This window comes from Nodosilinea sp. AN01ver1 (genome assembly GCF_050565655.1).
Lineage (GTDB): Bacteria > Cyanobacteriota > Cyanobacteriia > Phormidesmidales > Phormidesmidaceae > Nodosilinea.
Genome location: NZ_JBNXVS010000001.1, coordinates 388,142 through 412,140 on the forward strand (window position 1 = coordinate 388,142; position 23,999 = coordinate 412,140).

A 23,999-nucleotide genomic window follows, 5' to 3' on the forward strand; every position below is an offset into this window, starting at 1 on the left:
TCTGACACGGACTTTCTAAAAACCTGAACTATACTAATTTCACGTCTACCAAGCCCTTCGACACCGCAAGAGGAGTCAACCGTGACAAATCATAAGATTTTGGTCATCGACGATAGCCGGGTCATCCGCATGCGGGTGCGCGACATGCTGCCCCAGGGCAACTTTGAAGTCGTTGAGGCCCAAGATGGTGTTGAAGGCATGGATGCTATTCGCAGCCAGCGCCCCAACCTGATCATGCTCGACTTTTTGCTGCCTCGGATGAGCGGCTGGGAAGTGTTTCAGGAAATTCAGGCCAATCCTGACCTGCAGCACATTCCGCTGGTGCTGATGTCGGGCCGCAAGGAAGAAGTCACCGAAAAAATTACTGAACCCTTTGAGTACTTCGAGTTCATTCAAAAGCCCTTCGAGCAAAAAGAACTGATCGAAGCGATCAAGGCCGCTATGGTCAAGGCTCGTAAGCCTCGCCGTACCCCTGTCACCGCGCCCGCTGCGGCAGCAACAGCGGCAGCACCCGCCGCCACCGGGGGGGGCGACGTCAGCGCCGCCGAATTCCAGGCGCTTCAGGCCCAGGTGAAGCAGCTTCAGGGCGAAGTCGCCCTGCTCAAGGGACAGCTCGGCAAGATGCTGGCTTTCATCAAGCAGAAGCTCAAATAGGTCGAAGGACCGTATTGTACTCACGATAGAATCACTAGCGGGGTTAAACAGCCCCGCTTTTTGTTGAGGAGTGGGCAGCGCGATCGCTCGCGCCATCGTCGTCGCTCCCCTCTCGCTGGCCTGAACCATTGGCCAGCCCGGTGAAAGCCTGCTGCGGCACCCCAATGGCAATGCCCGCTTGATCAAAGGCAATGCGCAGGCGACGGCGAAACTCACGCGCTACTAAAAACTGCTTCAGGGGTCGGGTCCGAATCCACAGCAGAATGGTAAGGCCCGCGTGGGTCATGGCATCTACCCCCAGCATTTCGACCGGGTTGAGAATGGCGTAGCCCCACTCGGGGTCTTCTGCCATCGCGTTGGCCGTCTCGTGCACCACCCACAGGGCCTGATCGACATTGGTGCCGTAGGCCACGTCAATGAGAATATTGGCCCGTGACCAGCTGCGGCTGAGGTTTTCGACCTGGGCGATCAGGCTGTTGGGCAGGGTAACCAGGCGACCGTCTTCGCCGCGAATTTGGGTAATCCGCAGGTTCAGGTTTTCGACAATGCCCGTGGTGGTGCCCGTGGTGACCAGATCGCCAATCGCGTACTGGTCCTCCAGCAAAATTAAGAAGCCGTTGACCACGTCTTTGACCAGACTTTGGGCCGCAAAGGAAATGGCCAGGGCGGTGATTGCCCCAAAGGCCAGCAGAGAGGCCGGGGCAATCCGCAGCGTTTGCAGCACCAGCAGGGTCGCCAGAGCGTAGATGACAGCGGTTTTGAGGCCCTTGAGTGCTCCAGTAATGGTAGAAAGGCGCATCGACTTGCGCTGCATTTCGTCGAGATCGCCCAGCTCATTTTTGCTCCAGGCCTGGGCCACGCGCTCAATGGCCAGGTTGGCGAGTCGGTTGAGCAGGCCGGTAAAAAACCAGGTCAGCAGCAGCAGCACCGGAATTGAGAACAGCCCGAAGGCGTAGCTCCGGGTTTGAGGAAAAATATAGAGCCCGCTGGCAATGCCTGCAATCCACACAAAGGCAATGCCCCAAAACATCAGCCAGCGCAGAAAGGCGACCACCTGAAGCCGCTGTTCGAGGGTGATCTGGTAGCGAAATAGGTACTGTAGCTGCTGGGCCGGAAACTCGTCGTCGGGGGGCACAGCCATGCCCGCCTGGGCGGTTTGCTTGCGCTCTAGGGAGCTTTTGCGCCAGCCCAGCACCTGCCAAGTGGCTGTTAGCAGCAGGGTAAGCAAGATAACGGCCAGCAGAATCCAGAGCGCTTTGCGAATCTGGCGCTGCCGAGCTGCTGGCAAACGGCCGCTGACCGCCTGGCGCAGTGCCTCGCGCAGCACCCCCTGCCAGCGCTCGGCCAGGTCTGCTTGCGACACACCGTTGTACTGGGCGTCGGTGTCGGTGACGGTGAGCAACACCCTGGGTTCGGCCAGACCCGCTCCCACCGCAAACAGGACTGGCTGGCCCCGGATGGTCTCAATGGTGACCTCAAGGGAGGCGCTACTGAGGGTGTCGTCGGTATCGATCAGATTTAAGGCCCGGTCGACGACCTGAATGAGGTTGGTCTCGATTTGGCGGGCGCGCACCTCAACCGGCACCTCAGCGCCCGCTTCGTTGCGGTTAAACACCACTGGAGAGGCGATATCGAATAAAGTACCGCCGTCGAGGGAAACCGAGGTGACCTCGATGAGGCCAATTCGCTCGACGCCAGCGGGGGGTAAGTTGTTGTTGCCCGGCCCGAAGGGATTAGAAAACTGAGCCATTGCCAGGGTGCTCCAGCCGAGGGCGAGCAAAAGCCCCAGCCCTACCCCCAGGAGCGATCGCGCCCAGGCCCCCAGACGACGGTTCTTGGTGATCGATGCGGGTTGTTGTGTGACCATGGCTTAGGCGCGATCGCAACAGTGAGCCGGACAGCGACACGACATAAGCATCTGTTTAGAAAAACCAGCCGTAGCTGTGCAAACCCTTGCCGAGAATGTTGACGCCCAGATAGCACACCCACACCACCACAAACCCGGTCGCCGCCAGAATCGCCGGGCGACGTCCCTGCCAGCCCTTGGTGATGCGAGCGTGCAGGTAGGCCGCAAACACCAGCCAAGTAATCAGCGCCCAGGTTTCTTTGGGGTCCCAGCTCCAGTAAGAGCCCCAGGCTTCGTTGGCCCACACCGCTCCGGCGATGATGCCGATGGTCAGCAGCGGAAAGCCCAGGCCAATCATGCGGTAGCTGATGTTGTCGAGGGTATCGGCCAGGGTGAGCCGCTGGGGCGAGAGCTTAACGGCAGTCGCCGGAGATTTTTCGAGCACGGCGGCACCGCCAGCGGAGATAGACATAGCCTGGGGTCGGTCGGCTGTCGCTGCGGCTTCGGCTTCGGCCCGGTGAAGTTTGACGTTGCGAAAGCCGCCCGTGCCGACGGAGCTACCCTTCAGCTCGACGGCCTGGCCCCGAGTGACCAGCAGAAAGGCGATCGCCAGCAGCGCCCCCACCAGCAGCGCCGCATAGCTGAGCAGCATGACGCTGACGTGCATCATCAGCCAGTTGGACTTTAGGGCAGGCACTAGCGGCTCTGAGCCCTGCATGGTGCCCGGCAGCGACAGGGTGGCAAAGGCCGAAATTGCCATGGCAATGGGCGCAGTAACGGCCCCCACCAGCGGGCTGCGGCTCATGCGCTCGGCTACCAGGTGCATGGCGGTAATGCCCCAGGCCAGCGCAAACAGCGACTCGTAGAGATTGCTCATGGGAAAGTAGCCGCCCTCAATCCAGCGGGCGACCAGCAGGGCGGCGATAGTGAGATTGCCTACGGCGATCGCCCCGGTGCCCAGCGCCGGCAGCAGCGTCGCTCGGGGAAAGGCCACGCCACACCAGTAGAGCAGCATCGCCACAAACAGCACCGCAAAAGATGCGTTGTCGAGCCAGCCCTGGAGCGCAATCAAATCCATAGGTTTTATCGGGAAGAACATAATTCTGCTCCTATCCTACCGACTTTTGCGGGTCGAATTGCGGTGGCAGCCAGACGGTGGCGGCAGGCTACCTTGAGCCTGGCTCAGGCTAGCCCCAATACCTGGTCGCCTACTCGCCCGCGGCGGGGGGCGCTGCTTCAGGGGTAGGAGTCGCCTGAGGGGCAGGAGTCGGGTCAGGGGCGGGTTCGGCGGGTTCGGCAGTCGAGGGCAGGTCATCGGGGCGCTCGCCGCGCTTGAGAATGGCCGTCATGTCGTACCGCACCTGGCGATCGCTGAGCACTGTTGCCGTCACCCCAATCGCCTCGATCGCCTCAGAACCCAGCAGTCCCTCCTGGGGCAGGGGCGGCAGCAGCAGGTTGTTTTCCGCCTCGCTGAGAGCCTCTAGGTTGGCAAAGAAATGGCCGTTGTTGGGGCGTGGGGCTTCTCCTGTGGTGGCCTGAAACAAATTGTTTTCCGCCAGGCGGCGACCCGGCGAGGGGGCGACCAGATCGGCGATGCCCTGGCCCACGGTAAAGAAGGCCACATCGCCCTCCAGCCAGCCGTGGGCCATGACCAGCGAGTCGAAGGGGGCAGTCCAGCGGGTGACGGGCACACCGCCCATATCTACCGTATCGACGGCAAAGCGGTAGCGACTGGTCATGACGGCGTCGAGCTGCTCAAAGGTGGCCGTGGCAGCCTCGCGATCGCTGGCTTTGACCATCAGCACCAGGGCCGGGTTGGGCAGCGGCGGAGTATCGCTCGGCCCGGCCGGAGGCGACAGCAGGCCCACCGCAAACTCTCCTGCCATCCAGGGCAGCAGGTTTTCTTCCAGGCTGAGGCCGGTGGCCGACTGTAGCCCCAGAGCCACCTCGTCGGCCTGCAGCGGAAACAGCGCCGAGAACTGTTCTCCCGCCTGAAAATCTTCCCAAAACTGCTGAAAGTCTCCGCCAGAGACGGCCAGCAGCGTACTGGTGGGCAATCGCTGGGGCATCTGGTCAGCCTGGTTGCCGGTGGCAAAGGTCTGCGCCCCTGGCTCTAGCCAGCTCACCCCCTGTAGGGCCACGCCGCGATTTTTAACCGCCACAGCCCCCACCAGCCCCCGAGCCGCCTGAAAGGCCCGCAATCGACTGGGAGCAATCGGCGGATCGGCGGCCTCGGCTACGGTTTCGGCTAGGGCGGGCACATCGACGTAGAAGCGGGCCAAAGGGCGGGTTTCGGTCAGCTGTTCAAAGGCTTTGCCCACCCCAGGCCGATTCACCAGCGACTCGCCGCCGCGATAGGCGTCGATCGCCCGCTTGAGCAGCGGTAGCTGAGGACTGATCACCGCTGTTTCGGCACTCAGCACGGCGGCGTAGAGGGGGGCTTCGGCCTCGCCCTCTAGCTGTTGCAGGGTCACTCCCCTGTAGGGGGCGTCTTCAGCCTGCTCGGCCTGGCCCAGCCGCTCGCCCAGGTCGTTTTGGGCCCGATTGGCATCGGCAATCGGCAGCACCATCACCACGTTAGACCTCAGGGCTAGCTCGGGGGCGGGCAGCGAGGGGGGCAGGTCGTCGGTGGCAGGCGTGACATCGGGCAGCACCGCCAGGGTAATTTCAGGGCCAACCCAGGGCTGAATATCGCGGGCAAAGGTCAGGTTTTGGTCGGCCAGCAGGCGATCGCGCCACTGCACCAATAGCTGATCAAACTGGGCCTGGGTGGCCTCGGTGCCAAACTGGCGCAGCCGCCGCCACTGGGCCTCATCGCTGGAGAGCGCCACCACCATCAGCGCGTCAGCCGGAATGGCGTTGGCCCCGGCAGGCAGGGTTTTAGCCAGCTGACCCCGGCGGGCCGCGACCCAAAAGCTGAGAATACCGCCGCCTAAGAACAGCAGCGCTGCTGCCACAACCAGGGGCAGCGGGGGTTTCTTCAACCGCAGCTTGTTTTGCACCACTTTGGCAACACCCCTGGGCGACTAAGCGAATTTGCCCTGACACTTTAGCAAAGAACTTCCCAGACGAACCATGCGCCAGGTATGCCCAGCATCAGCAGCCATTAGCTTACGGTTGAAGACGGCCTAGCGAAATCTAAAGTCGTAACCGACGTAGCGATCGCCGTCGTAGAGCACCACCAGCCAGGTCTGGGGGTCAAACTCCAGGGGGTAGGCCTCACGCTCAGCTGGCAGACCGGCCTCGGTTTTACCGGGCGACAGCACGCAGTAGGGCGCGTTGAGAAATTCCTGCACCGTCGCCTTGGGGGCCTGGAGATCGGTTTCTAGCAGTTTTTTAACCTGATCCCGCGATACCAGCGACTTGGGCTGCTCCTGGCGAATGCAGGTAAAGGCCTCGGCCTCCTGGGCCTGATCTGGGTTGATATTGGGGGAGATTAGCAGCGCCGCCAGCGCCAGCACCGACCCACCGGCCACCAGTACCTGGCGAGGCTGAGGCCGGGGTGTAGACCCGCCATGGACCGCTCTGCCGCTGGTTCGCGCCGCAGGGCAGGGACGCGGCCCCAATTGGGGCGTAGGCCAGGCCTGCCGCGACCCCTGCGGCGATCGGGGCGACGGTTGTTGTGACGGCCTGGGCGAAGCACCCTGGGGCTGCCCTGGTGGCGGCTGCTGAGGCCGATAGTGTGACGAAACGGGGTAGGAAGAGCGTTGAACCATGGCGTTGACCTTTGCTGTCACTGTTGGGGAAGGGTTGGGAAGAGGAACCTGAGAATGCTCCCAACTCTGCCGGGGTGCAGCCAGGCTCAGCGACCTGAACCTGAGCTAGCCAAGTTTCCCTCGGGCAAGAAACGCAACCCTCAGCAAACTGGGGCAGCAGAATCTAGCGCCAGCAGCGCCAGCAGACTAGGGTTGAAGACGGTCTGCCGGTGCGTATGATCTAAAAAGGCGGCAGTGGGCAGCGCAGAGAGCAGGCGTAATTTCTGAGTACAAGTATAGTACAAAAATACTATTAGACAAGTAGATCAGTCTGGTTTTTTGTTACGGTTTGAAAAGCGCGATTGCCCCTTGCCCCCCAGCAACCCAAAGCTCGCCCGAGCCGTCGCCCCGTCTCAACCGCCATGAACACAACCATCGTCTGGTTTCGCCGCGACCTGCGGGTTTCCGACCACGAGCCCCTGCTGCGAGCGGCTCGACGGGGCCTGGTGGTGCCTGTGTTTGTCTTCGATCGCGCCCTGCTGCACCATCCCGAAACCGGGTCGGCGCGGGTAGCGTTTATGCTGGCGGCCCTGAATGCTCTGAATGCCGATTTAAAGGCACTGGGGGGGCGGCTGATTCTGCGGGCGGGCGACCCCGTAGAGGTGCTGCCCGAGCTGGTCAAAGAAACCGGGGCCGACGGCATCTATGCCCACACCGATGTTGAGCGCATCTACGGTCGGGTGCGCGACGCCCGCCTCAACCGGGCGCTGGCCCAGCAGAGCCTCAAAATTCGCTGGTTTGAGCCCGCCGCCAGCGTGGCTGAGCTGGTGCCCTACCCCGAGTATCGCGAAACCTGGTACCGCGAGATGGGCCAGCCCCTGGTGCCCACCCCAACCCAGGTTTCAGTGCCCCCTGAACTTCCCACCGATTCGCTGCCGAATCTGGCCGCCCTGGGTCACCAGGCCGACGCCAAGCCCCTGCCCCCGGCCAGCACCGCTGCCGCCCGCGCCCTGCTGCGAGACTTTTTGACCGACAAGGCCGATCGCTACTACTGGCAGCTCTCCTACCCCAGTGCCGAGGCCACCACGGGCCTGAGCCCGCACATCAAGTTTGGCGTCATCTCAGTGCGGGAGTGCGTGCAGATCGTTCGCCAGGCCCCCGATCTGGGCGACAGCCGCCTGCGCCGCAGCCACCAGCAGCTCATTTCGCGGCTGCGCTGGGGCAACGGGTTTACCCAACGGTTTCGCTACCTGCCCCAGCTAGAGCTGCGATCGCTCTACAGCATCTTCGACGAGGAGGGCTGGGCCTTCGATAGCGATCTCTACCACGCCTGGCAAACGGGGCAGACTGGCTTTCCGATTGTGGATGCTGCCGCTCGCTGCCTCATGGCCACCGGCGGCTACCTGGCGCTCAATTTTCGCACGCGGGCGATCTACGCCAGCTTTTTGAGCAACCTGGGCGGCATCGACTGGCGCTACGGAGCGCTGCACTTTATGCGCCACTTGATCGACGGCGACTGCCCCATCGACCACTATCAGTGGGCCATGCAGTCGGGCGTCACCCACTGCGTCGACAAAACCTGGACCCGCATTTACAACCCCGGTCAGGTGGCCGTCGACCGCTGCGACCCCGAGGGCGAATTTATCAAGCGCTGGGTGCCCGAGCTGGCCGATGTGCCCGCCCGCCAGCTTGGCAGCCCGCCCACGCTTTCAGGCTACCCGGCCCCCATCCTCAACTACAAGGCCGCTCGCCAGCGTCGGGTCAAACAGCTCGAAGCCCAGCGCGGTAAGTTTCTCAATACCAGTAATCTGCTGCCGTTTTTGGCCCCCATGCCCTCAGACCTCACGCCCTTTGGCACCGAGATCTACGGCGGTGAGGTGGCCTGGGCCGCAGCCCCGATTGACGAGCTGTTTCCGGCGGCGCTGCCCCTGGTCGAGCTGAGCCCTGAGCAGGCGACGGCCCTGCGCACCTGGTTCGTGGCCCACGTCGCCATTCAGCCACCGCGATCGCGGCGGCGAAAGCCCAAAGCAGTCGCGGCTGACCCCACGGTTCGCCAGCTCAGCCTGCTGGATGTGTAGCCCGCGCCACAGCACGAGATTGAGGGTTACTGCCAAAGGGACTAATAGTGCGGCCCTACGGTCTGTCTGAGTTCTCTACCGCCCTGACCTTGCCGCCAAGGGGGAAAGCGCTTAGCCTATTCGAGAAACGTGATTTGAGGGTGACGTGATGGATTTAATGGGCATGGTTAACCAGGCGATCGCCAGCCAGGATACCGAGGCCGACGGCGGCCTGATCGGGTCAATTTTGGGCAACCTCAACAACGCCCCCGTGGAGAACAACAAAATTGGCGGTATTGCCAGTAACCTTCAAGGCGTGCTCCAGGCCAAGGGCCAGGGGAATGCCGGTGGACTGATGGACGTGCTGCAAACGGTAGCGGCGACCGGCGCAGTCGAGCAGCTGCTGGCCAATGAGCAAATTAGCGCGATCGCCCAGCGAGTGGGGGCTGACCCGGCGATGGTCAAGAGCGTGACCCCGCTGATTGCCCAGTTTTTGGTCAAGGGTTCGAACGCCAGGGGCGGTGGGCTGCTGCAAAAGGTGCTCTCCGGCGAGGTCGACCTGGGCCAGATGGCGGGGCTGATCGGCATGGCCAACAAGTTTTTGTAGACTCATTCCAACTCTGAAATGAATACCCGCAATCTGTAGGGGCGCAGCATGCTATGCCCCTACGGTGTTTTTAACCATGAACCTGGATTTACGACTTCGAATTGTGAGGGACTTGGGTTCCTTTTGAGTTGACTAAGCCTGCCTCAGCCGATCGCAGAAAGCCACCAGCGTTGACAGATCGGCGTCGACGCTGGTGCGGCCATCGTATTGAAAGGGGTTATCCAGGTCGCGAATCAGCAGCAGCAGGTAGGCAAACGACGTAAACAGCAGGCACGACACTACCAGGTTTTCGCTAAAGTTGTCGGCCCCAATCAGCAGCAGCGCCCCCACCGCCCCAATCACAAAGACCTCCAGCAGGGCGTAGGCTGGCCCCACAAAATCGGTGTCGCGGCTAATGCCAATCTGAGTGATTAGCAGGCGCATTTTAGCCTGCTCGGCCTGGGCGCGGCTCACGATGGGAGCACCCGCGTAGAGCAGCATGGCGGCCAGGGAAATATTGAGCCGATCGAGGGCGATCGCCGTCTCGGCCTGAGGTTTTTCGGCCTGGAGCCAGTCGAGGGTCGCCTCGGCGATCGCAATTAAGTCTTGACTCAGGGGCTGGGGGTCGTAGTCGGCATGGGCCTGCGCCACCAGCTGGTTGCTGTCTTGAATGGTTTCTAGGGCGTTGGCCAGCTGCACCGGCATGTCGGCGCTGGCGCGAAAGTCGCCCAGGGTGCCGTTGAGCACAAAGGCAATCACAAAGGTGGCGGCCCCAAACAGCGACCCGGTCAGGGAGTCAAAGGCCCAGGGCTCCCACCCCAGACGATGCAGAGCGAGCTTAGTCGCCCCGTACAGCCCCGTTAGCGGCAGCACCGTCAGCAAAATACGCCATTTAGCCAGGCTCAAGAAATTCGCCATTCTTTCTTTGCACGTTATCTGAACGCGGCGATCGCCCCTTTTGTAGCGCTTTTTATAGCGCTGGTCGGCCAGTTTTAGGACAGGATCAGGTCTTTCAGAGGCTGGGGCCCTCGCTGACGCGCAATCACCAGGCTCAACAGGCCGCTGGTGTCATGGCTGACCTCAGCGGCGAGCTGGCTCAGGGCTTTCAGGGGCGCGACTGGGGGACTTGATGGGGCTGCGATCGCCAACTATCCGGAAGCTTATGCAAATTTTACATGTTGATCATGCGATAAAAGGATGGCCGATTGCAAAGCGTAACCATAAATACAAAACCCATCGCAAAGTTTGAATAACTTAACCTCAAATACCGGAGTGAAAGAGCACAGAGATGTGGTTTTTGATTCGGTGTTTGGCAAGCAAAAACAAGTAAAAAATGCGGAGCTATAGTTCTGTAAAACTCAAACTTTACTTCGTCAAACGATTTGCCCCTCTCGTAAGAATATCCTGCCTGCCTCAGTGTTGACCTGAGAACGGTGCTGCTTTAAGACCTGTCTTAGGCCGAAGTTCGCTCAAGTAATCACCTATCTTTCATTTGTTCTGCCAACGTTGCCACATTTTTGCTGGGCAATCTCTGTTTTTATGGAAAACAAAAGCTTGACTCCAGCACAACAAAGCCACGGCGGAACAAAAAATAGGTGAGCTGCAAGTCTTCTGTGGAATTAGCACAGAAATTAGCCCAGCGGCGATCAGCCGATATCCTGATCACGTTTTGTATTTACCACTTTGCATAACCCTGGAGTGAATGCAACATGACTCGACTCAATCGCCGTAGATTTTTGACCACCGCTGGCACCGCCGCCGTGGGTACTGTGCTGCTCCACGCCTGTAGTCAGGGTGGATCTAACCAGGCCTCAGAGTCGACGGCAGTAGCGCTTGACCCTGCCGATGCCCCCGAAACCCCCAGCGCCAAGCTGGGGTTTATCGCCCTGACTGACTCGGCTCCGCTGATTATTGCCAAGGTCAAGGGGTTCTACGATAAGTACGGCATGACCGACGTGTCGGTCGAGAAGCAGGCTTCCTGGGGCACCACCCGCGACAACCTGGTGCTGGGGTCTGGCGGCGGCGGCATCGATGGGGCGCACATTCTCACCCCCATGCCCTACCTGATTTCTGAGGGCATTGTGACCGACGGCAACAAGGTGCCGATGTATATTCTGGCCCGCCTCAACGTCAACGGCCAGGGGATTTGCCTATCCAACGACTACACCGATCTAAAGGTCGGCGTCGATAGCACGCCCCTCAAAGAAGCCTTTGCCAAGCGCAAAGCAGAGGGCAAAGAGCTAAAGGCCGCCATGACTTTTCCCGGCGGTACTCACGACCTCTGGATTCGCTACTGGATGGCCGCAGGCGGCATTGACCCCGACCAGGATGTTTCGACCATTGTGGTGCCCCCGCCCCAGATGGTAGCCAACGTCAAAGTGGGCAATATGGATGCTTTCTGCGTGGGCGAGCCCTGGCCCCTGCAAATGGTGAACCAGGACCTGGGCTACAACGCGCTGACCACCGGCCAGCTGTGGAAAGACCATCCCGAAAAAGCCTTTGGCATGCGGGCCGACTGGGTCGATGCCAACCCGAAGGCGGCCAAAGCGCTGCTGATGGGCACGATGGAAGGCCAGATGTGGTGCAGCCAGCCCGAGAACAAAGAAGAAATGTGCCAGATTTTGGCGGAGCGGGCCTGGTTTAACGTGCCCTTTGAAGACATTATCGATCGCTCCCAGGGCAAGTATGACTTTGGCCTTGACCAGGTTCAGGAACTGCCTGACCTGATGCAAAAGTACTGGAACGACAATGCCTCGTACCCCTACAAGAGCCACGACCTGTGGTTCCTAACCGAAAACATTCGCTGGGGCTACCTGCCTCCCGAAACCGATATTCAGGCCATGGTCGATGCGGTCAACCGCGAAGATCTGTGGCGCGAGGCGGCAACCGCCCTGGGCCAAGAGGCGATGATTCCCAAGAGCACCTCTCGCGGGGTTGAAACCTTCTTCGATGGCGTCACCTTCGACCCCGAAAACCCTAAGGCCTACCTGGATAGCTTGACCATCAAGCGCGTGTAACTGCTCCGTTCTGGCTCCTCTCCCCAGCGGAGAGGAGCGCTAAACAGCTTCCTCAACTCTGCTGACTTTCCCCTTCTTCTATCCTCTGTCAAGTCTGGAGATACAACTCGATGACCGCTCCTCTCGATATTCGTCCGGCGCGATCGCGCGTTAACCTGCCGCACCTCGGTGGTCAGGCTGTGAACTGGCTCAAGGGGCTGATTCCGCCAGCGGTGGCCATTCTCATTTTTCTGGCCATCTGGCAACTGCTCACTATGGGGCCAAACGCCAACCTGCCCACCCCAATCCGCACCGTATCTGACACCTGGGAACTGATTATCAATCCCTTCTTTAACTACGGCGGCACCGACAAAGGGCTATTTTGGCAAGTTTTCACTAGTTTGCAACGGGTGGCTTTAGGCTTTACTCTGGCTGCCGTGGTGGGTATTGCCCTGGGCATTTTGGTGGGCACCAGTTCGCTAATGTACAGTGCCCTAGATCCGCTATTTCAGATTTTGCGGACGGTGCCACCCCTGGCCTGGCTGCCGATTTCGCTGGCGGCATTTCAGCAGGCCAATCCCTCCGCTATTTTTGTCATTTTTATTACGGCAATTTGGCCCATTATTATTAACACCACCGAAGGCGTGCGGCAAATTCCGCAGGACTACAACAACGTAGCGCGGGTGCTGCGGCTCTCTAAGTCTGAGTACTTTTTCAAAATCTTGTTTCCGGCGACGGTGCCCTACATTTTTACCGGCCTCAGAATTGGCATTGGCCTCTCGTGGCTGGCAATCGTGGCGGCAGAAATGCTGATTGGCGGCGTGGGCATCGGCTTCTTTATTTGGGATGCCTGGAACAGCTCGCGGATTAGCGACATCATCATTGCCATTGTCTACGTGGGCATTGTCGGTCTGCTGCTCGATCGCCTGATTGTGTTCGTCGGTGGCCTGGTACTGCCTGAAGAACAAAAACAGTAAAACCGTTTCCCGTAGGGTGGCACTGCCCACCATCTCCCCGCGCTTCCCAAAAAATCAACCTGTGATTCTGCCGAGGTTTGTGGTGGGCGGTGCCCACCCTACCCCCAACTTCTGGCCGTCGAAATTTGGTTAGTAACTATCCTCTAGCGGTGCATTGCTGCGCGGGTGCCCCTACGATTCCAAAAGCCAAAATTGCCAATTCAAAACTTTCTGTTCGCCTGCACTCTATCTCTGTCGCACCATGGCTGTCTTTGTCGAAGTTGACCACGTCGATCGCGTCTTCAAGCTACCGACCGGGGGCGAATACATTGCCCTCAAAAATATTGACCTGCAAATTCACCAGGGCGAATTTGTTTCGCTGGTGGGCCACTCGGGCTGCGGTAAATCGACCCTGCTCAACATTCTCTCGGGGCTAGACCAGCCCAGCGCGGGCGGCATTGTGCTGGAAGGGCGACAGGTGACCGAACCTGGCCCCGATCGCATGGTGGTGTTTCAAAACTACTCGCTGCTGCCCTGGCTGACGGTGCGCGAAAACATTGCCCTGGCCGTGAACCGGGTGATGAAAAAGCATCCCCAGGCGGTGCGCGATCGCATGATTGACCACCACATTGAGATGGTGGGGCTGCAAAAGGCGGCCCACAAGCGCCCTGGCCAAATCTCCGGCGGCATGAAGCAGCGGGTGGCGATCGCCCGCGCCCTGGCCATTCGCCCCAAGCTGCTGCTGCTCGATGAGCCTTTCGGAGCGCTGGATGCCCTGACGCGCGGCGGGCTGCAGGAGCAGCTGATGCAGATCTGCCAGGAGAACGACGTCACCTGTGTGATGGTCACCCACGACGTGGATGAGGCGCTGCTGCTGAGCGATCGCATTGTGCTGATGACCAACGGCCCCGAAGCCCACATCGGCCAGATTGTGGATGTGCCCTTTCCCCGGCCCCGCGAGCGCATGGAGGTGGTCAAGCACCCCAACTACTACAGCCTGCGTAACGAGATCGTCTACTTCCTCAATCAGCAGAAGCGGGCCAAGCTGCACAAGGCCAAGCCTGTGGTGGCGATGGCCGCCAACGGCCTGGAGAAGGTCAACCTGGAGCTGGGCTTTATTCCCCTGGTCGACTGCGCGCCCCTAGTTGTGGCCAAAGAAAAGGGCCTGTTTGAGGCCCACGGCCTCAGCCACGTGACCCTGAACCGAGAGCCGAGTTGGAACGCGATCGCCGATGGCGTGGCCACCGGCCGCCTGGATGCCGCCATGATGGTGGCGGGTATGCCTTTGGGCATGACCATGGGCTACGGTAGCCAGCGACCCAGACCGATGGTGAGCGCCCTCACCCTCAGCCGCAACGGCAACGCCATTACCTTTAGCAAGCGCCTGTTTGATGCCGGGGTGCGATCGCTGGCCGACTTCAAAGCGGCGATCGATCGCCGTCCCGACCAGGTGCACACTCTGGCGGCGGTGCACCCCACCTCAATGCACAACCTGCTGCTGCGCTACTGGCTGGCCGCAGGCGGCATCGACCCCGATCGCGACGTCAGCGTGACGGTGATTCCGCCCGCTCAGATGGTTTCGACCCTGAAGTCGGGCTCCATCGACGGCTACTGCGTGGGCGAACCCTGGAACGCGCGCGCCGTAGCCGAAGGGCTGGGCGTGGTGATGGCCACCGACAATGAGATCTGGCCGGGCCACGTTGAAAAAGTGCTGGGCGTCACCGAAGCCTGGGCCAACCAGTACCCCAAAACCCACGTGGCGCTGGTCAAAGCGCTGCTAGAGGCCTGCGAGTACTGCGACGATCGCCGCAACCGCGAAGAAATTGCCGCGCTGCTGGCCCAGCCCGAGTACGTTGGGGCCGACGAAACCCACATTCGCCAGGGCTTTGTTGACCCCTACAACCGGGGTGACGGCGACGCTCCCGAGTCGGTGCTCAACTACATTCAGTTCTTTACGGGCAAGGCCAACTGTCCCGATGTGTCGGAGGCGGTGTGGATGATGACCCAGATGGCCCGCTGGGGCATTACCCCCTTTCCGCGTAACTGGTTAGAAGTGGCCGAGCGAGTGAAGCGGGCCGATATCTTTGGCCAGGCCGCCCGCGAACTGGGGATGCTGGACATTGGCCGCGATCGCCGCCCCAGCCATCTGTTTGACGGCATCGAGTTTGACCCCGACGATCCGCTGAAATATCTGGATCAGTTCGCCATCAAGCGCGACCTGCGGATCGAAGAAGTACCCCTGGATGCCGTGATTGTCTACTAATCCTCTTTCTGTGCAACGAACCTGCTGTAGGGGCTGAGCACTGCTCAGCCCCTACCCAACATCCACACACCCACCCAAGACCATGCAAGTGCTCAACACTCCCACCCAATCCACCAACTCTCTCCAGACTCAGGAACCCTTTCTGGTGATCGACAACCTCTCGAAGGTTTACCCCACGGCCACGGGCGACTTTGTCGTCCTCGACGGCATCAGTCTGGGGGTCAACGAAGGTGAATTTGTCTGCGTCATTGGCCACTCCGGCTGCGGCAAATCGACCCTGCTCGACATGGTGGCCGGGTTTCGTCAGCCCACCGAGGGCGAAGTGCGCCTGCAAACCCAAACCATCAGCGAACCCGGCCCCGATCGCATGGTGGTGTTTCAAAACTACTCGCTGCTGCCCTGGTTGACCGCTTACGAAAACATTTACCTGGGCGTCAACTCGGTCTTCCCCAACAAGCCCGAGGCCGCGAAGAAGCACATCGTCATGGAGCACCTGGCAATGGTGGGCCTGGCCGATGTGGCCAACAAAAAGCCCAGCGCCCTGTCTGGCGGCATGAAACAGCGGGTCTGCATTGCCCGCGCCCTGGCCCTGCGCCCCAAGGTGCTGATTTTAGACGAACCCTTCGGTGCCCTCGACCCCATTACGCGAGAAGAACTGCAGGAAGAACTGCTCAAGATCTGGCAAGACCATCAGATCACCGTGCTGATGATTACCCACGACATCGACGAGGCGCTGTTCTTGAGCGATCGCGTAGTGATGATGACCAACGGCCCCGCCGCCAAAATCGGTGAAGTCATGCAGGTGCCCTTCGCCCGACCCCGCGATCGGGCCCGCATGATGGAAGATCCCAAGTTCTACGAACTGCGCAACGAAGCCCTCGACTTCCTCTACCACCGCTACGCCCACGACGACACCTAGGGAGACATTCTCTCAGGTTGGCTGCAAACCCTGCCTTGGGCGCACAACCGTGCGCCCCTACAACGGGCTCCTGCCGAATGCAAAATTCCTGTACTCGCTAAAATAATTTAGCGACACGGCAGTAAGGAGCGCTACTGCGATCGCAGCCTGGCCCGATAGGGTTCCAGGGCGTTATCCAGGGCCGGAGCAAAGATTGGCGACGGAAACAGCGGCTCAAAGAACTGCACAACGGGAATATTCTCAACTCGGGGGAAGAAGTCTGACGGGTTGGGGCCGTCGATGTGGCGGCTCAGCACCCCAAACCCCAGGCGCTCGCTGCGGGGTTGCCAGCTGGGGGCCGTGCGTAGCCAGTCGGTAAAGTTGTTGGCGTTCGCCATACTGGCCGTCAGCTGGTCAACGACCTGGGGCGGCGGCAGCGCCTGGCTCAGGTCGTCAAGATCCTCAGTCTGAGTGACCCAGGCCCGCTGCAGGAGTTCCTGGCGCTGGTCGGGGGTTTGCCAGGCCAAAACGGCATATTTGGCCGGAGTTTCAGGCCAGGAAGAGGCATCGACAGTTTCGCCTGCGGCCAGCGCCAGCAGCCCCTGCCGCAGCTCGTCCTCGGCGGGCCAGTCCTCGGCGGCGGCCTCCAGGTCGCCGCGCCACCAGCGCAGACTGCCGCGAGCCTGGCGCAAAAATTGCTCAAACTCAGGGTCGTCAGCTTCCGCAATCAGCTCGCTGTAGCGCTCCTCCAGCCGATCGAGCACCGCTGGATACAGGGTGACGAAGGGCGGAATCTGCCACAGCGAGCTGGTCAGCAGGGCGGGGTGGCGCAGAATTTCGAGGGTCAGCGCCTCAGTGGCGCAGTTGAAGTTGCCGGTTTGCAGACAGGCCACCCCCAGCCCAAAGAACACGCCCCGTTTGGCGGGCACCAGGGCGATCGCCTTGGTAAACGATGCCTGAGCCTCAGCCGGTTGGCCATTCTCAATTTGCAGCCAGCCCAGGTTCGACTGGCCAAACTCCTGGTAGGGCACAATCTGGTTGCCTGTCTGGAACCAGGCGATCGCATCGGTGAGCAGGGTCTGGCGCAGGGTCGGGTTGTCGCTCGACTGGAGCGCAAATTCGCCCAGGTGGTAGCCCAGCTGGTAGGGATAGTAGGGCTCCCAGGGGGCCAGCTCGTGGGCCTGCGTCACTTGGTTGGCAAAGCGATCGAAGTCAGCAGGTTCGTCGGTAAGGGCCGAAAAGCCGCTGCTGGCGGTGCCCCAGGCGCGGTGAGCGGGCACCAGCCAGAGCGTCATCGCCAGGGTCAGCCCCAGACCGGCTCCAGCCAGCCAGCGGTGACGGCGCGGCGATGCGGCACCGTCCTCGGCTGTGGAAACGGGATTAAAGCTGCGGGCAAGCACGGCCAGGTAGAGGGTGATAGCGCCTGCGATCGCAGGAATGTCGAGCTGGTAGTCAGTCAGACCCATCAGCCCAAACGCAAACAGCCCCGCCAGCAGGCCCCACACCAGCACCGGGGGCAGTCCGGCTGGGGTTTCCTGGGCACCCCGCCGCATCCACCGCACGGTCAGCAGCACCAGCGCCAGCCCCAGCGCCAGGGGCACCACCACGCCCCACAGGCCAAACTCGCCCCAGAGCTGAGCCGGGGTGCTGTGCAGCTGAAACTGCAGCTCGGCGTCGCGCCCGGCCCAGTGAGGCCGATACTGCTGGTAGACCAGGGGCACGCTGCCCGGCCCCATCCCGGCAAAGGGCTGGCTCAGGCCCATGCGCCAGCCCACGGTGTTGGTCACCACCCGGTAAGACAGCTCACCGCCCGCAAAATTGCCCTGACTCAGACTGCTCAAGACCGCTCTCAGGCGCGGGTTGGCTACCAGGCCCAACACCAGCAAACCCAGGACGGTACTGCCCAACGGCAGGGCTATAGATCGAGGCAAGCGGCTGTAGAGCAGAGAAATGCCGACGGCTAACAGCCCGGTGAGCATCAGCGCCAGCCAGCCCCCGCGCGAGCTGGTGGTGTAGAGGTTGAGAATTCCTAGACCCAGGCCAGCCAGCCACAGCCAGCGCCGCCAGCCTCGCTCCACCCAGGTCAGCGCCGCCAGCAGGGGCAAAACCAGCACCAGGTAGCCCGCTACATAGTTTTGGTGGCCAATGGGCTGCCAGTTGCGCAGGCTTGTCAGCGCGAAGCTGAAGGACTGATCTACACCATAGCGCTGTAGCTCGGCCAGCCGTGCCAGCTCAGGCCGATAGATCTGAGTCAGCCATAGACCCAGGCTGAGCAGAATAAACGCCAGGGCGATGTACCCCTGAAACCGCAGCAGCGCATAGAGGCGCTGAGGGTACCGCAGCCAGCCGCCGAGAGCATAGACTGCAGCGATCGCCCCCACCGCCGCCCACCCGTACCACCGCGCCTGGGCCGGAAAGCCTGCCGCCAGGGTGGAGATGACTAGGGCGGCGATCGCCAGCCCCGCCACCCAATCCAATCCATTCCCCAGCCGCTCCACGGGCCGGTGCCACAGCTGCCAGAGCAGCCACAGAATTGGCAGCGTCAGCCCCACCTGCCACAAAAACACCCAGGGCCACGACACCATCAGGGTGCTGCTGCCCGGCAGCAGGGTAAAAACGATATAAAACGCCGCCGCCAATAGGGCCAGCAGGGTACCATCACTGGGATCCTGGGCGATGGGTTTGGGCTTGGACAGAGCATCCTCAATCATGGCGGCGGGGGTCAGTGGGTGGACAAATTAGGGGGCGGACAAGTTTAACGCTGAGAGGCGAAAGCCGTTGTAGGTGGGATGGGGCAGGCCCAACGCTTTGGTACGCAGGGCTTCGATACAGCGATCGAGGGCGGGAAATTCTCTCGGCCAGGCCGGAAAGAGGCCGAGCTTGGCTACCAGGGTATAGCGCTGCAGGTTTTGCGGCGTCAGCATGAGCGTAATTTGCTTGGCCTGGTAGTTGCGGTAGGCAAAGGTTAACGACCCCCGGTAGCCTTCGTCCGGACGGGTGACCATAGACGTGAGCCAGGGGCGCAGGGAACGAATAGCCAGGCTTTCCTCAATTAGCAACGTATCGAGGTCAGGTGGTGCATCTGGGGGTTGGGGCGGGATTGGATGGGCCTGCGGATCGAGCCAGTTGGCCAGAAGCCGAAGCTCAGGGGATGGTTGCCCCAGGCTAAGGTTTTGCTCTACGCTCTCCAGGGCAGCCTTGGGATCGGCGTCAGCCAGCAGAATCCCCGCCACTACTGGACGCAGCAGGGCCGGATCGACCTCAACCACCGGCTGCTCTGTCCACCAGGCCAGCAGGGCGCGGGTTTCATAAAGGGTGTTGTAGCCGAGGCTTGAAGGAGAGACTTCGGCCAGCAGGGTGTCGTACTCCGCCAGGGTGGCCCGAGCCACGGCGGCATAGATCGACTGGTAGGGTTCCTCCTGCCACTGGGGATAGGTGAGGGCAGCGGGGTTGACCAGAGCCTCCAGGGTAAAAGCGGCGATCGCTTGCCTAGACTCTCCTGCCCTCAGCAGCAGATCGCCCAGCAGCCAGTAGCCGTAATGTTCGTGGCGAGGCATCAGCTGTACAGCGTAGGCGGCGTAGGGTAGGGCGGTAGCGGGGTCGGTAGTCTGGTGCAGCACCGCCAGGTTGTGGTTAAACCAGCCGTCGTTGGGGGCTGCCTGCTGGGTCTGGTGAGCGTAGTCGAGCATCAGCGATCGCACATTTTCCTGCGCCTCCGAGTCGCCCAGCACCTGGTCGAGGCCCCACAGCGCCTCTGTAGCTACCGCTGAAGCAGTCGGATCCCACGGGCTGAGGCGATAGGCCTTGTACCAGCGGGTGTCGGCCAGGTTAAGCTGCTGGCTATAAAAGGCGCGATCGGCCAGGGCACCATAGGCCACCGTGAGGGTAAAGGGCAGCCAGATCGTCAGCAGCAGCCCCAGCCACAGGGCCACCGCCAGATAGCCGCGCTGCCGCCCGTCCGCCCCGACTGGCACCGCTTGAGGCAAATAGCGATCGCCCAATGCCAGCAGTAGCACCATCAGTCCCAACAGCACCCCTGTGATGGGGATATTTTCGAGCTGATAGTCGCTCAGGCTAGAGACCCCGTAGGCCAGCAGGCTGCCGCCAATGCCGCCCAGCAGCGCGCGATCGGTCGGTTCCAGCGGCTGTCGCCACAGACGAATCCACAGACGCAGTACCAGCACCATACCGGCCAGCACCACCGCCAACCCCAGCAGGCCCAGCTCTCCGGCGATCTGCACCGGGGTATTGTGCAGCTGCTGAATGTGGTCAAGACCGGCCCCAGCCTCGATCGGGCGATAGAGGTTAGACACCCGGCTCATCACCCCAGGCCCCACGCCCACCAGGGGGCGATCGCGCAGAATGTTGCCCCCCAGACGCAGCATAAACCAGCGATCGAGGGTGGGGTTGTCAGCTAGGCCGCCAGCGCTAAACCAGGCGCGAATGCGAGGATTGCTGGCCAAAATCAGTCCTACTGCGATTGCCCCAGCCAGCCCAGCCAGCCCCCAGCGCCAGCGATGGGCTGGCTTAACCCGGTTCAGGCGGCTGAGCCAGGTCGCCCCCAGCCACACCACCAGGCCCACCACGGCCCCGCGTGAACCGCTGACGTACAGGGCCAGCAGCAGCAGCCCGGTGGCTACGATCCAAACCCTGCGTAGCCAGCCCTGGGCGGCGATCGCCGTCGCTACCGCTAAAGGCACCATCAGGACAAAATAGCCGCCGACAAAATTGTGGTGCCCCAGGGGCTGATGGTTGCGTAGGGCCGTCAAAAAGTTCTCCGAGGCCCACATGGCTGCATCGGGCCGCCACAGTCCTAGGCTGACCACCGCTGTACCGGCGGCCACCACCACCAGGCCCCACCACAGCCGCAGGCGGGTCAACCAGGTGCGTTCGACGGCGTTGCGATAGACGTACAGCACTGCGCCGTAGGTCACAACCAGGCTCATGTTCCATAGCGCCACGCGGGGAAAGGGCGACACCAGCGCCGATACCAGCACAGCAATTCCCAGCCCCAGCGCCACCCAGTCCAGCCCGTAGCCCAAACCGTAGAACGGTGTTTTCGAGTCTAAATTAACCGCCTGGTTTGAACCCGCGATCGCAGAACGTGCCCCTCGCAGCTGCCGCCCCAGCGCCACCAGCAGAGCCACCGCGCCAATCTGCCAGAGCACAATCCAGGCCCAGCCCACCATGCGGTAGTAGCTCAGCGGCAGCCAGCTGAACACCAGCAGCACCAGCCCTCCGGCCAGCCAGAGCGGCACGTTGCTCAAACGGTGGCGCAAAAAGCTTACCCCGCGCTCAGCCACACCTCGGAATTTTGCGGCTGCCGGAGTCGAGGCCGGATCGGCGGTCAATAGGCCCCCTTGCCCCACAGCACAATGCCCAGGGTGGCGGTCAGAATTTCCAAATCCAAATTTAAAGACCAGTTGTCGATGTAGTGCAGGTCGAGGCGAGCCACATCGTCAAAGGTATCAATGTCAGAGCGGCCCGAAATTTGCCACAGGCCGGTCACCCCCGGCAGCACCTGATGGCGAATGTTGTGCCAGCCGTCAAATTTAGCCACATCGCGCACGGGCAGGGGGCGCGGCCCCACCAAACTCATCTGGCCGCAGAGCACATTAAACAGCTGGGGTAGCTCATCTAAGCTGGTGCGGCGCAGCAGTCGGCCCACGCGAGTCACGCGGGGATCGTGTTTGACTTTAAACAACACGCCGTCTGCCGACTCGTTGTGCTGCTCCAGTTTCGCCTGCAGCCGGGGCGCGTCGGCCACCATAGTGCGAAACTTCCACACCTGAAAGCGCTTGCCGTGCAGCCCCACCCGCTCCTGGCGAAAGAAAATCGGCCCCGGCGAGTCGAGTCGAATAGCCAGAGCGATGCCCATCAGGAGCGGGCCTAGCGCTAAAACGCCGAGCCCCGCGCCCAAATAGTCCATCCAGCGCTTGAGGCGATAGTCCCAGCCCCCCATCAGGGGCGCATCAAGGCGCAGCGTGGGCAGCCCGGCCACGGTTTCAGGGGTGCCCCGACGATAGAGCATATCGCGGCTGGTGGGCAGCAGCTGCATGCCAATGCCCGCCCGCCGCAATTTCCAGTACAGCTCCGAAGCCAGATCAGCGGAGGGAATACTCTCGGCCAGCACCAGGGTTGCACCCGAGGCCAAGATCGCTTGGTAGGTGGTGGCGGAGTTGGCGGTGGTGGCCAGCGCTGCGCCAATCACGGGCACGTTGGCCCGCTGCGACAGCACGTCGGCCAGGCGCTTGAGCCGAGGAGCCGGGGCAATCAAAAATACAGAAGACGGTACCTTGGCCTGGGTCAGGGGACGCAGCAGCAGCGTCGCCACCAGCCGCAGCCCCACGACCAGAGCTACCCCACTAAACCAGGCTGAGAAAAACAGCGATCGCGGCAAATCCAGCTTGGGGTCATAAAAATACATGGCCACCAGCGACCCCAGGTAGACCAAACTCAGCAGCTTGCCCGCCCGCAGGTGCCGCTGCCCCTGAGATGTGTTGTCGTAGAGGCCGCCGTAGGCAAACAGCCCGACGCTACAGGCCACCAGCACCCAAAAGGGGCTGGGCAGCCCCAGCCAGGTCCACCACACCAGCTGCGGCGGAATTGGCGAAAAGAACTGATTGAGCGACCCGGCAATATGCCACGACAGGCCCAGGGCTAAAACATCCGTCGCTAGCAGTACCAGACCCCGTCGCCCCGGTCCGGCAACCGCATCGCGCAGCTGCAGCTTCAGCCCCCGCGGGGCGCGAATATCTTGACGGTGGCGGGGCCGCTGATGCAGCACAGCGGGTACAGCACGATGACAATCCATAGCAGGGGCCATAGCAGAGAGCAGCGGCAAGGGATCACGTTGCCCCTAGTATTCCGCAATTGTGCTGAGAAACCATCATTGGAAATGGGTTTAAGGTTCAAGGTGACGGGTTCCAGGGTGTACACCAGCTCTAGACCTTAAACTCTGAACCCTGTTCTCTACCCCGCACCCTCAGCAGCCGATACTTGGCCACCTGCGCCCCAAACAGCAGCACAAACGCCGGGTTGTTGATTAAATAACGCTGCCACAGGCGACGCGGTTCCTGGGCAAAACGGTACAGCCACTCCAGTCCCAGGCGCATCATCCAGCGGGGAGCCTGGGCAACGTCGCCGCTGAAAAAGCTAAATGCTGCTCCCACACCAATCATGACGGCCTGAACCTGCCCCTGATGACGGTGCATCCACTGCTCTTGCTTGGGGCAGCCCAGCCCTACAAACACCACCCTCGCCCCCGACCGATTAATGCGGTCGATGTCGGCAGCGGCTTCTTCAAGGGTAAGGGGTCGAAAGGGCGGCGCGTGGGTGCCCGCGATCGCCAAACCAGGGAACTGCGATCGCAGGTAGACTGCCATCTTCTCCAGCATGGAATCGGTGCCGCCATAGAGATAGATAGGAATACCGGTTTGAGCGGCGCGATCGCACCAGACCAGCATCAAGTCTGGCCCATAAACCCTGCTCTGATTGGGTATACCCAGCAGTCGCAGCCCCATTACCAGCGGCATGCCGTCTGAGGTGACGAGCGCCGCCTCTTCGAGAATACGCTGGTAATGGGCATCCCAGTAGGCGGTCATCACCACATGCACATTGGCTGCGACTACGTAGCACGATCGCCCTGCCTTGGCCCAGGTTTGGATGCGGTCGCAGGCATCGCCGTAGCTGGTGGCATCTACGCGGGTTTTCAGAATGCGCCTGGCCTCAAGGATTGGCTCTGTCATGGTAGTGACCCTGGGGATGAAAAAGCAGCTGCATAGCAAAACAACGTTTGATTGTGGCCGTTTGAGCGTTATTTTGGATGAATTTTTTCCATTTATGTAGCGCGCTTGTCTTTTTTGGGAAACAAATCGCACTTACATTTGGTTAATTCCTGATTCCGCCACCTAAGCTCTTTGGGGGACCGCAATGACCAGGGTGTTGACTTGCGGGTTCCAGCAGAATGGTTCAGAGCTCAAGACCTAGCTAGTATCCCCCAGCTGAGCGTGGTTGAAATCGAGGCCGCAGCAGTGCGCGGTTTTAGA

16 protein-coding genes are annotated in these 23,999 nt (G+C 61.3%); 7 read left to right on the forward strand and 9 right to left on the reverse strand.

What is annotated here, in order from left to right; all coding sequences use genetic code 11:
• Positions 1-81 precede the first annotated feature (81 nt).
• Positions 82-654 carry a response regulator gene (locus ACQ4N7_RS01950; protein ID WP_430709931.1) on the forward strand — a complete coding sequence of 191 codons (573 nt, stop codon included), beginning with the start codon at positions 82-84 and terminating at the stop codon, positions 652-654.
• Between the two features lie 43 nt (positions 655-697).
• Here the strand turns inward: ACQ4N7_RS01950 and ACQ4N7_RS01955 are convergent, their stop codons facing one another.
• The 4 genes from ACQ4N7_RS01955 to ACQ4N7_RS01970 form a co-directional block, all read right to left on the reverse strand.
• Positions 698-2,521: a mechanosensitive ion channel family protein gene (locus ACQ4N7_RS01955; protein ID WP_430709932.1), complete on the reverse strand. Its 1,824-nt coding sequence runs from the start codon at positions 2,519-2,521 to the stop codon at positions 698-700.
• Between the two features lie 55 nt (positions 2,522-2,576).
• On the reverse strand, positions 2,577-3,578 hold the full coding sequence (gene ccsB, locus ACQ4N7_RS01960) for a c-type cytochrome biogenesis protein CcsB (protein ID WP_430709933.1): 1,002 nt from the start codon (positions 3,576-3,578) through the stop codon (positions 2,577-2,579).
• A gap of 130 nt (positions 3,579-3,708) precedes the next feature.
• On the reverse strand, positions 3,709-5,505 hold the full coding sequence (locus ACQ4N7_RS01965) for a DUF3352 domain-containing protein (protein WP_430709934.1): 1,797 nt from the start codon (positions 5,503-5,505) through the stop codon (positions 3,709-3,711).
• A 123-nt stretch (positions 5,506-5,628) separates the two neighbouring features.
• Positions 5,629-6,216, reverse strand: coding sequence for a hypothetical protein (locus tag ACQ4N7_RS01970; RefSeq protein WP_430709935.1), 588 nt, complete (start codon positions 6,214-6,216; stop codon positions 5,629-5,631).
• A gap of 401 nt (positions 6,217-6,617) precedes the next feature.
• On the opposite strand from ACQ4N7_RS01970, the gene ACQ4N7_RS01975 reads away from it, so the two are divergent.
• Together ACQ4N7_RS01975 and ACQ4N7_RS01980 are read left to right on the forward strand one after the other, a co-directional pair.
• On the forward strand, positions 6,618-8,273 hold the full coding sequence (locus tag ACQ4N7_RS01975) for an FAD-binding domain-containing protein (protein WP_430709936.1): 1,656 nt from the start codon (positions 6,618-6,620) through the stop codon (positions 8,271-8,273).
• Between the two features lie 148 nt (positions 8,274-8,421).
• Positions 8,422-8,859 carry a hypothetical protein gene (locus tag ACQ4N7_RS01980; RefSeq protein WP_430709937.1) on the forward strand — a complete coding sequence of 146 codons (438 nt, stop codon included), beginning with the start codon at positions 8,422-8,424 and terminating at the stop codon, positions 8,857-8,859.
• A gap of 132 nt (positions 8,860-8,991) precedes the next feature.
• On the opposite strand, the gene ACQ4N7_RS01985 is transcribed toward ACQ4N7_RS01980, so the two are convergent.
• Positions 8,992-9,756 carry a hypothetical protein gene (locus tag ACQ4N7_RS01985; RefSeq protein ID WP_430709938.1) on the reverse strand — a complete coding sequence of 255 codons (765 nt, stop codon included), beginning with the start codon at positions 9,754-9,756 and terminating at the stop codon, positions 8,992-8,994.
• Between the two features lie 791 nt (positions 9,757-10,547).
• On the opposite strand from ACQ4N7_RS01985, the gene ACQ4N7_RS01990 reads away from it, so the two are divergent.
• The 4 genes from ACQ4N7_RS01990 to ACQ4N7_RS02005 all read left to right on the forward strand — a co-directional run bounded on the left by ACQ4N7_RS01990 (position 10,548) and on the right by ACQ4N7_RS02005 (position 15,972).
• Positions 10,548-11,855, forward strand: a complete 1,308-nt coding sequence (locus tag ACQ4N7_RS01990; RefSeq protein ID WP_430709939.1) for a CmpA/NrtA family ABC transporter substrate-binding protein — start codon at positions 10,548-10,550, stop codon at positions 11,853-11,855.
• Positions 11,856-11,965: 110 nt separating this feature from the next.
• Entirely contained in the window at positions 11,966-12,811 is an 846-nt protein-coding gene (gene ntrB / locus ACQ4N7_RS01995) for a nitrate ABC transporter permease (RefSeq protein WP_430709940.1), read from the forward strand.
• Between the two features lie 241 nt (positions 12,812-13,052).
• A complete protein-coding gene (locus ACQ4N7_RS02000; protein ID WP_430709941.1) occupies positions 13,053-15,053 on the forward strand; it encodes a nitrate ABC transporter ATP-binding protein in 2,001 nt (666 codons plus the stop codon).
• Positions 15,054-15,135: 82 nt separating this feature from the next.
• Complete coding sequence (locus ACQ4N7_RS02005) at positions 15,136-15,972, forward strand: ABC transporter ATP-binding protein (RefSeq protein ID WP_430709942.1); 837 nt, start codon at positions 15,136-15,138, stop codon at positions 15,970-15,972.
• A gap of 131 nt (positions 15,973-16,103) precedes the next feature.
• On the opposite strand, the gene ACQ4N7_RS02010 is transcribed toward ACQ4N7_RS02005, so the two are convergent.
• The 4 genes from ACQ4N7_RS02010 to ACQ4N7_RS02025 all read right to left on the reverse strand — a co-directional run bounded on the left by ACQ4N7_RS02010 (position 16,104) and on the right by ACQ4N7_RS02025 (position 23,699).
• Positions 16,104-18,662, reverse strand: a complete 2,559-nt coding sequence (locus tag ACQ4N7_RS02010) for an O-antigen ligase family protein (RefSeq protein WP_430709943.1) — start codon at positions 18,660-18,662, stop codon at positions 16,104-16,106.
• A 27-nt stretch (positions 18,663-18,689) separates the two neighbouring features.
• Entirely contained in the window at positions 18,690-21,302 is a 2,613-nt protein-coding gene (locus ACQ4N7_RS02015) for an O-antigen ligase family protein (RefSeq protein WP_430709944.1), read from the reverse strand.
• Entirely contained in the window at positions 21,299-22,765 is a 1,467-nt protein-coding gene (locus ACQ4N7_RS02020) for a sugar transferase (protein ID WP_430709945.1), read from the reverse strand. Before ACQ4N7_RS02020 ends, ACQ4N7_RS02015 begins: the two co-directional genes overlap by 4 nt.
• Positions 22,766-22,895: 130 nt before the next feature.
• Complete coding sequence (locus ACQ4N7_RS02025) at positions 22,896-23,699, reverse strand: WecB/TagA/CpsF family glycosyltransferase (RefSeq protein ID WP_430709946.1); 804 nt, start codon at positions 23,697-23,699, stop codon at positions 22,896-22,898.
• Positions 23,700-23,999: the final 300 nt, after the last annotated feature.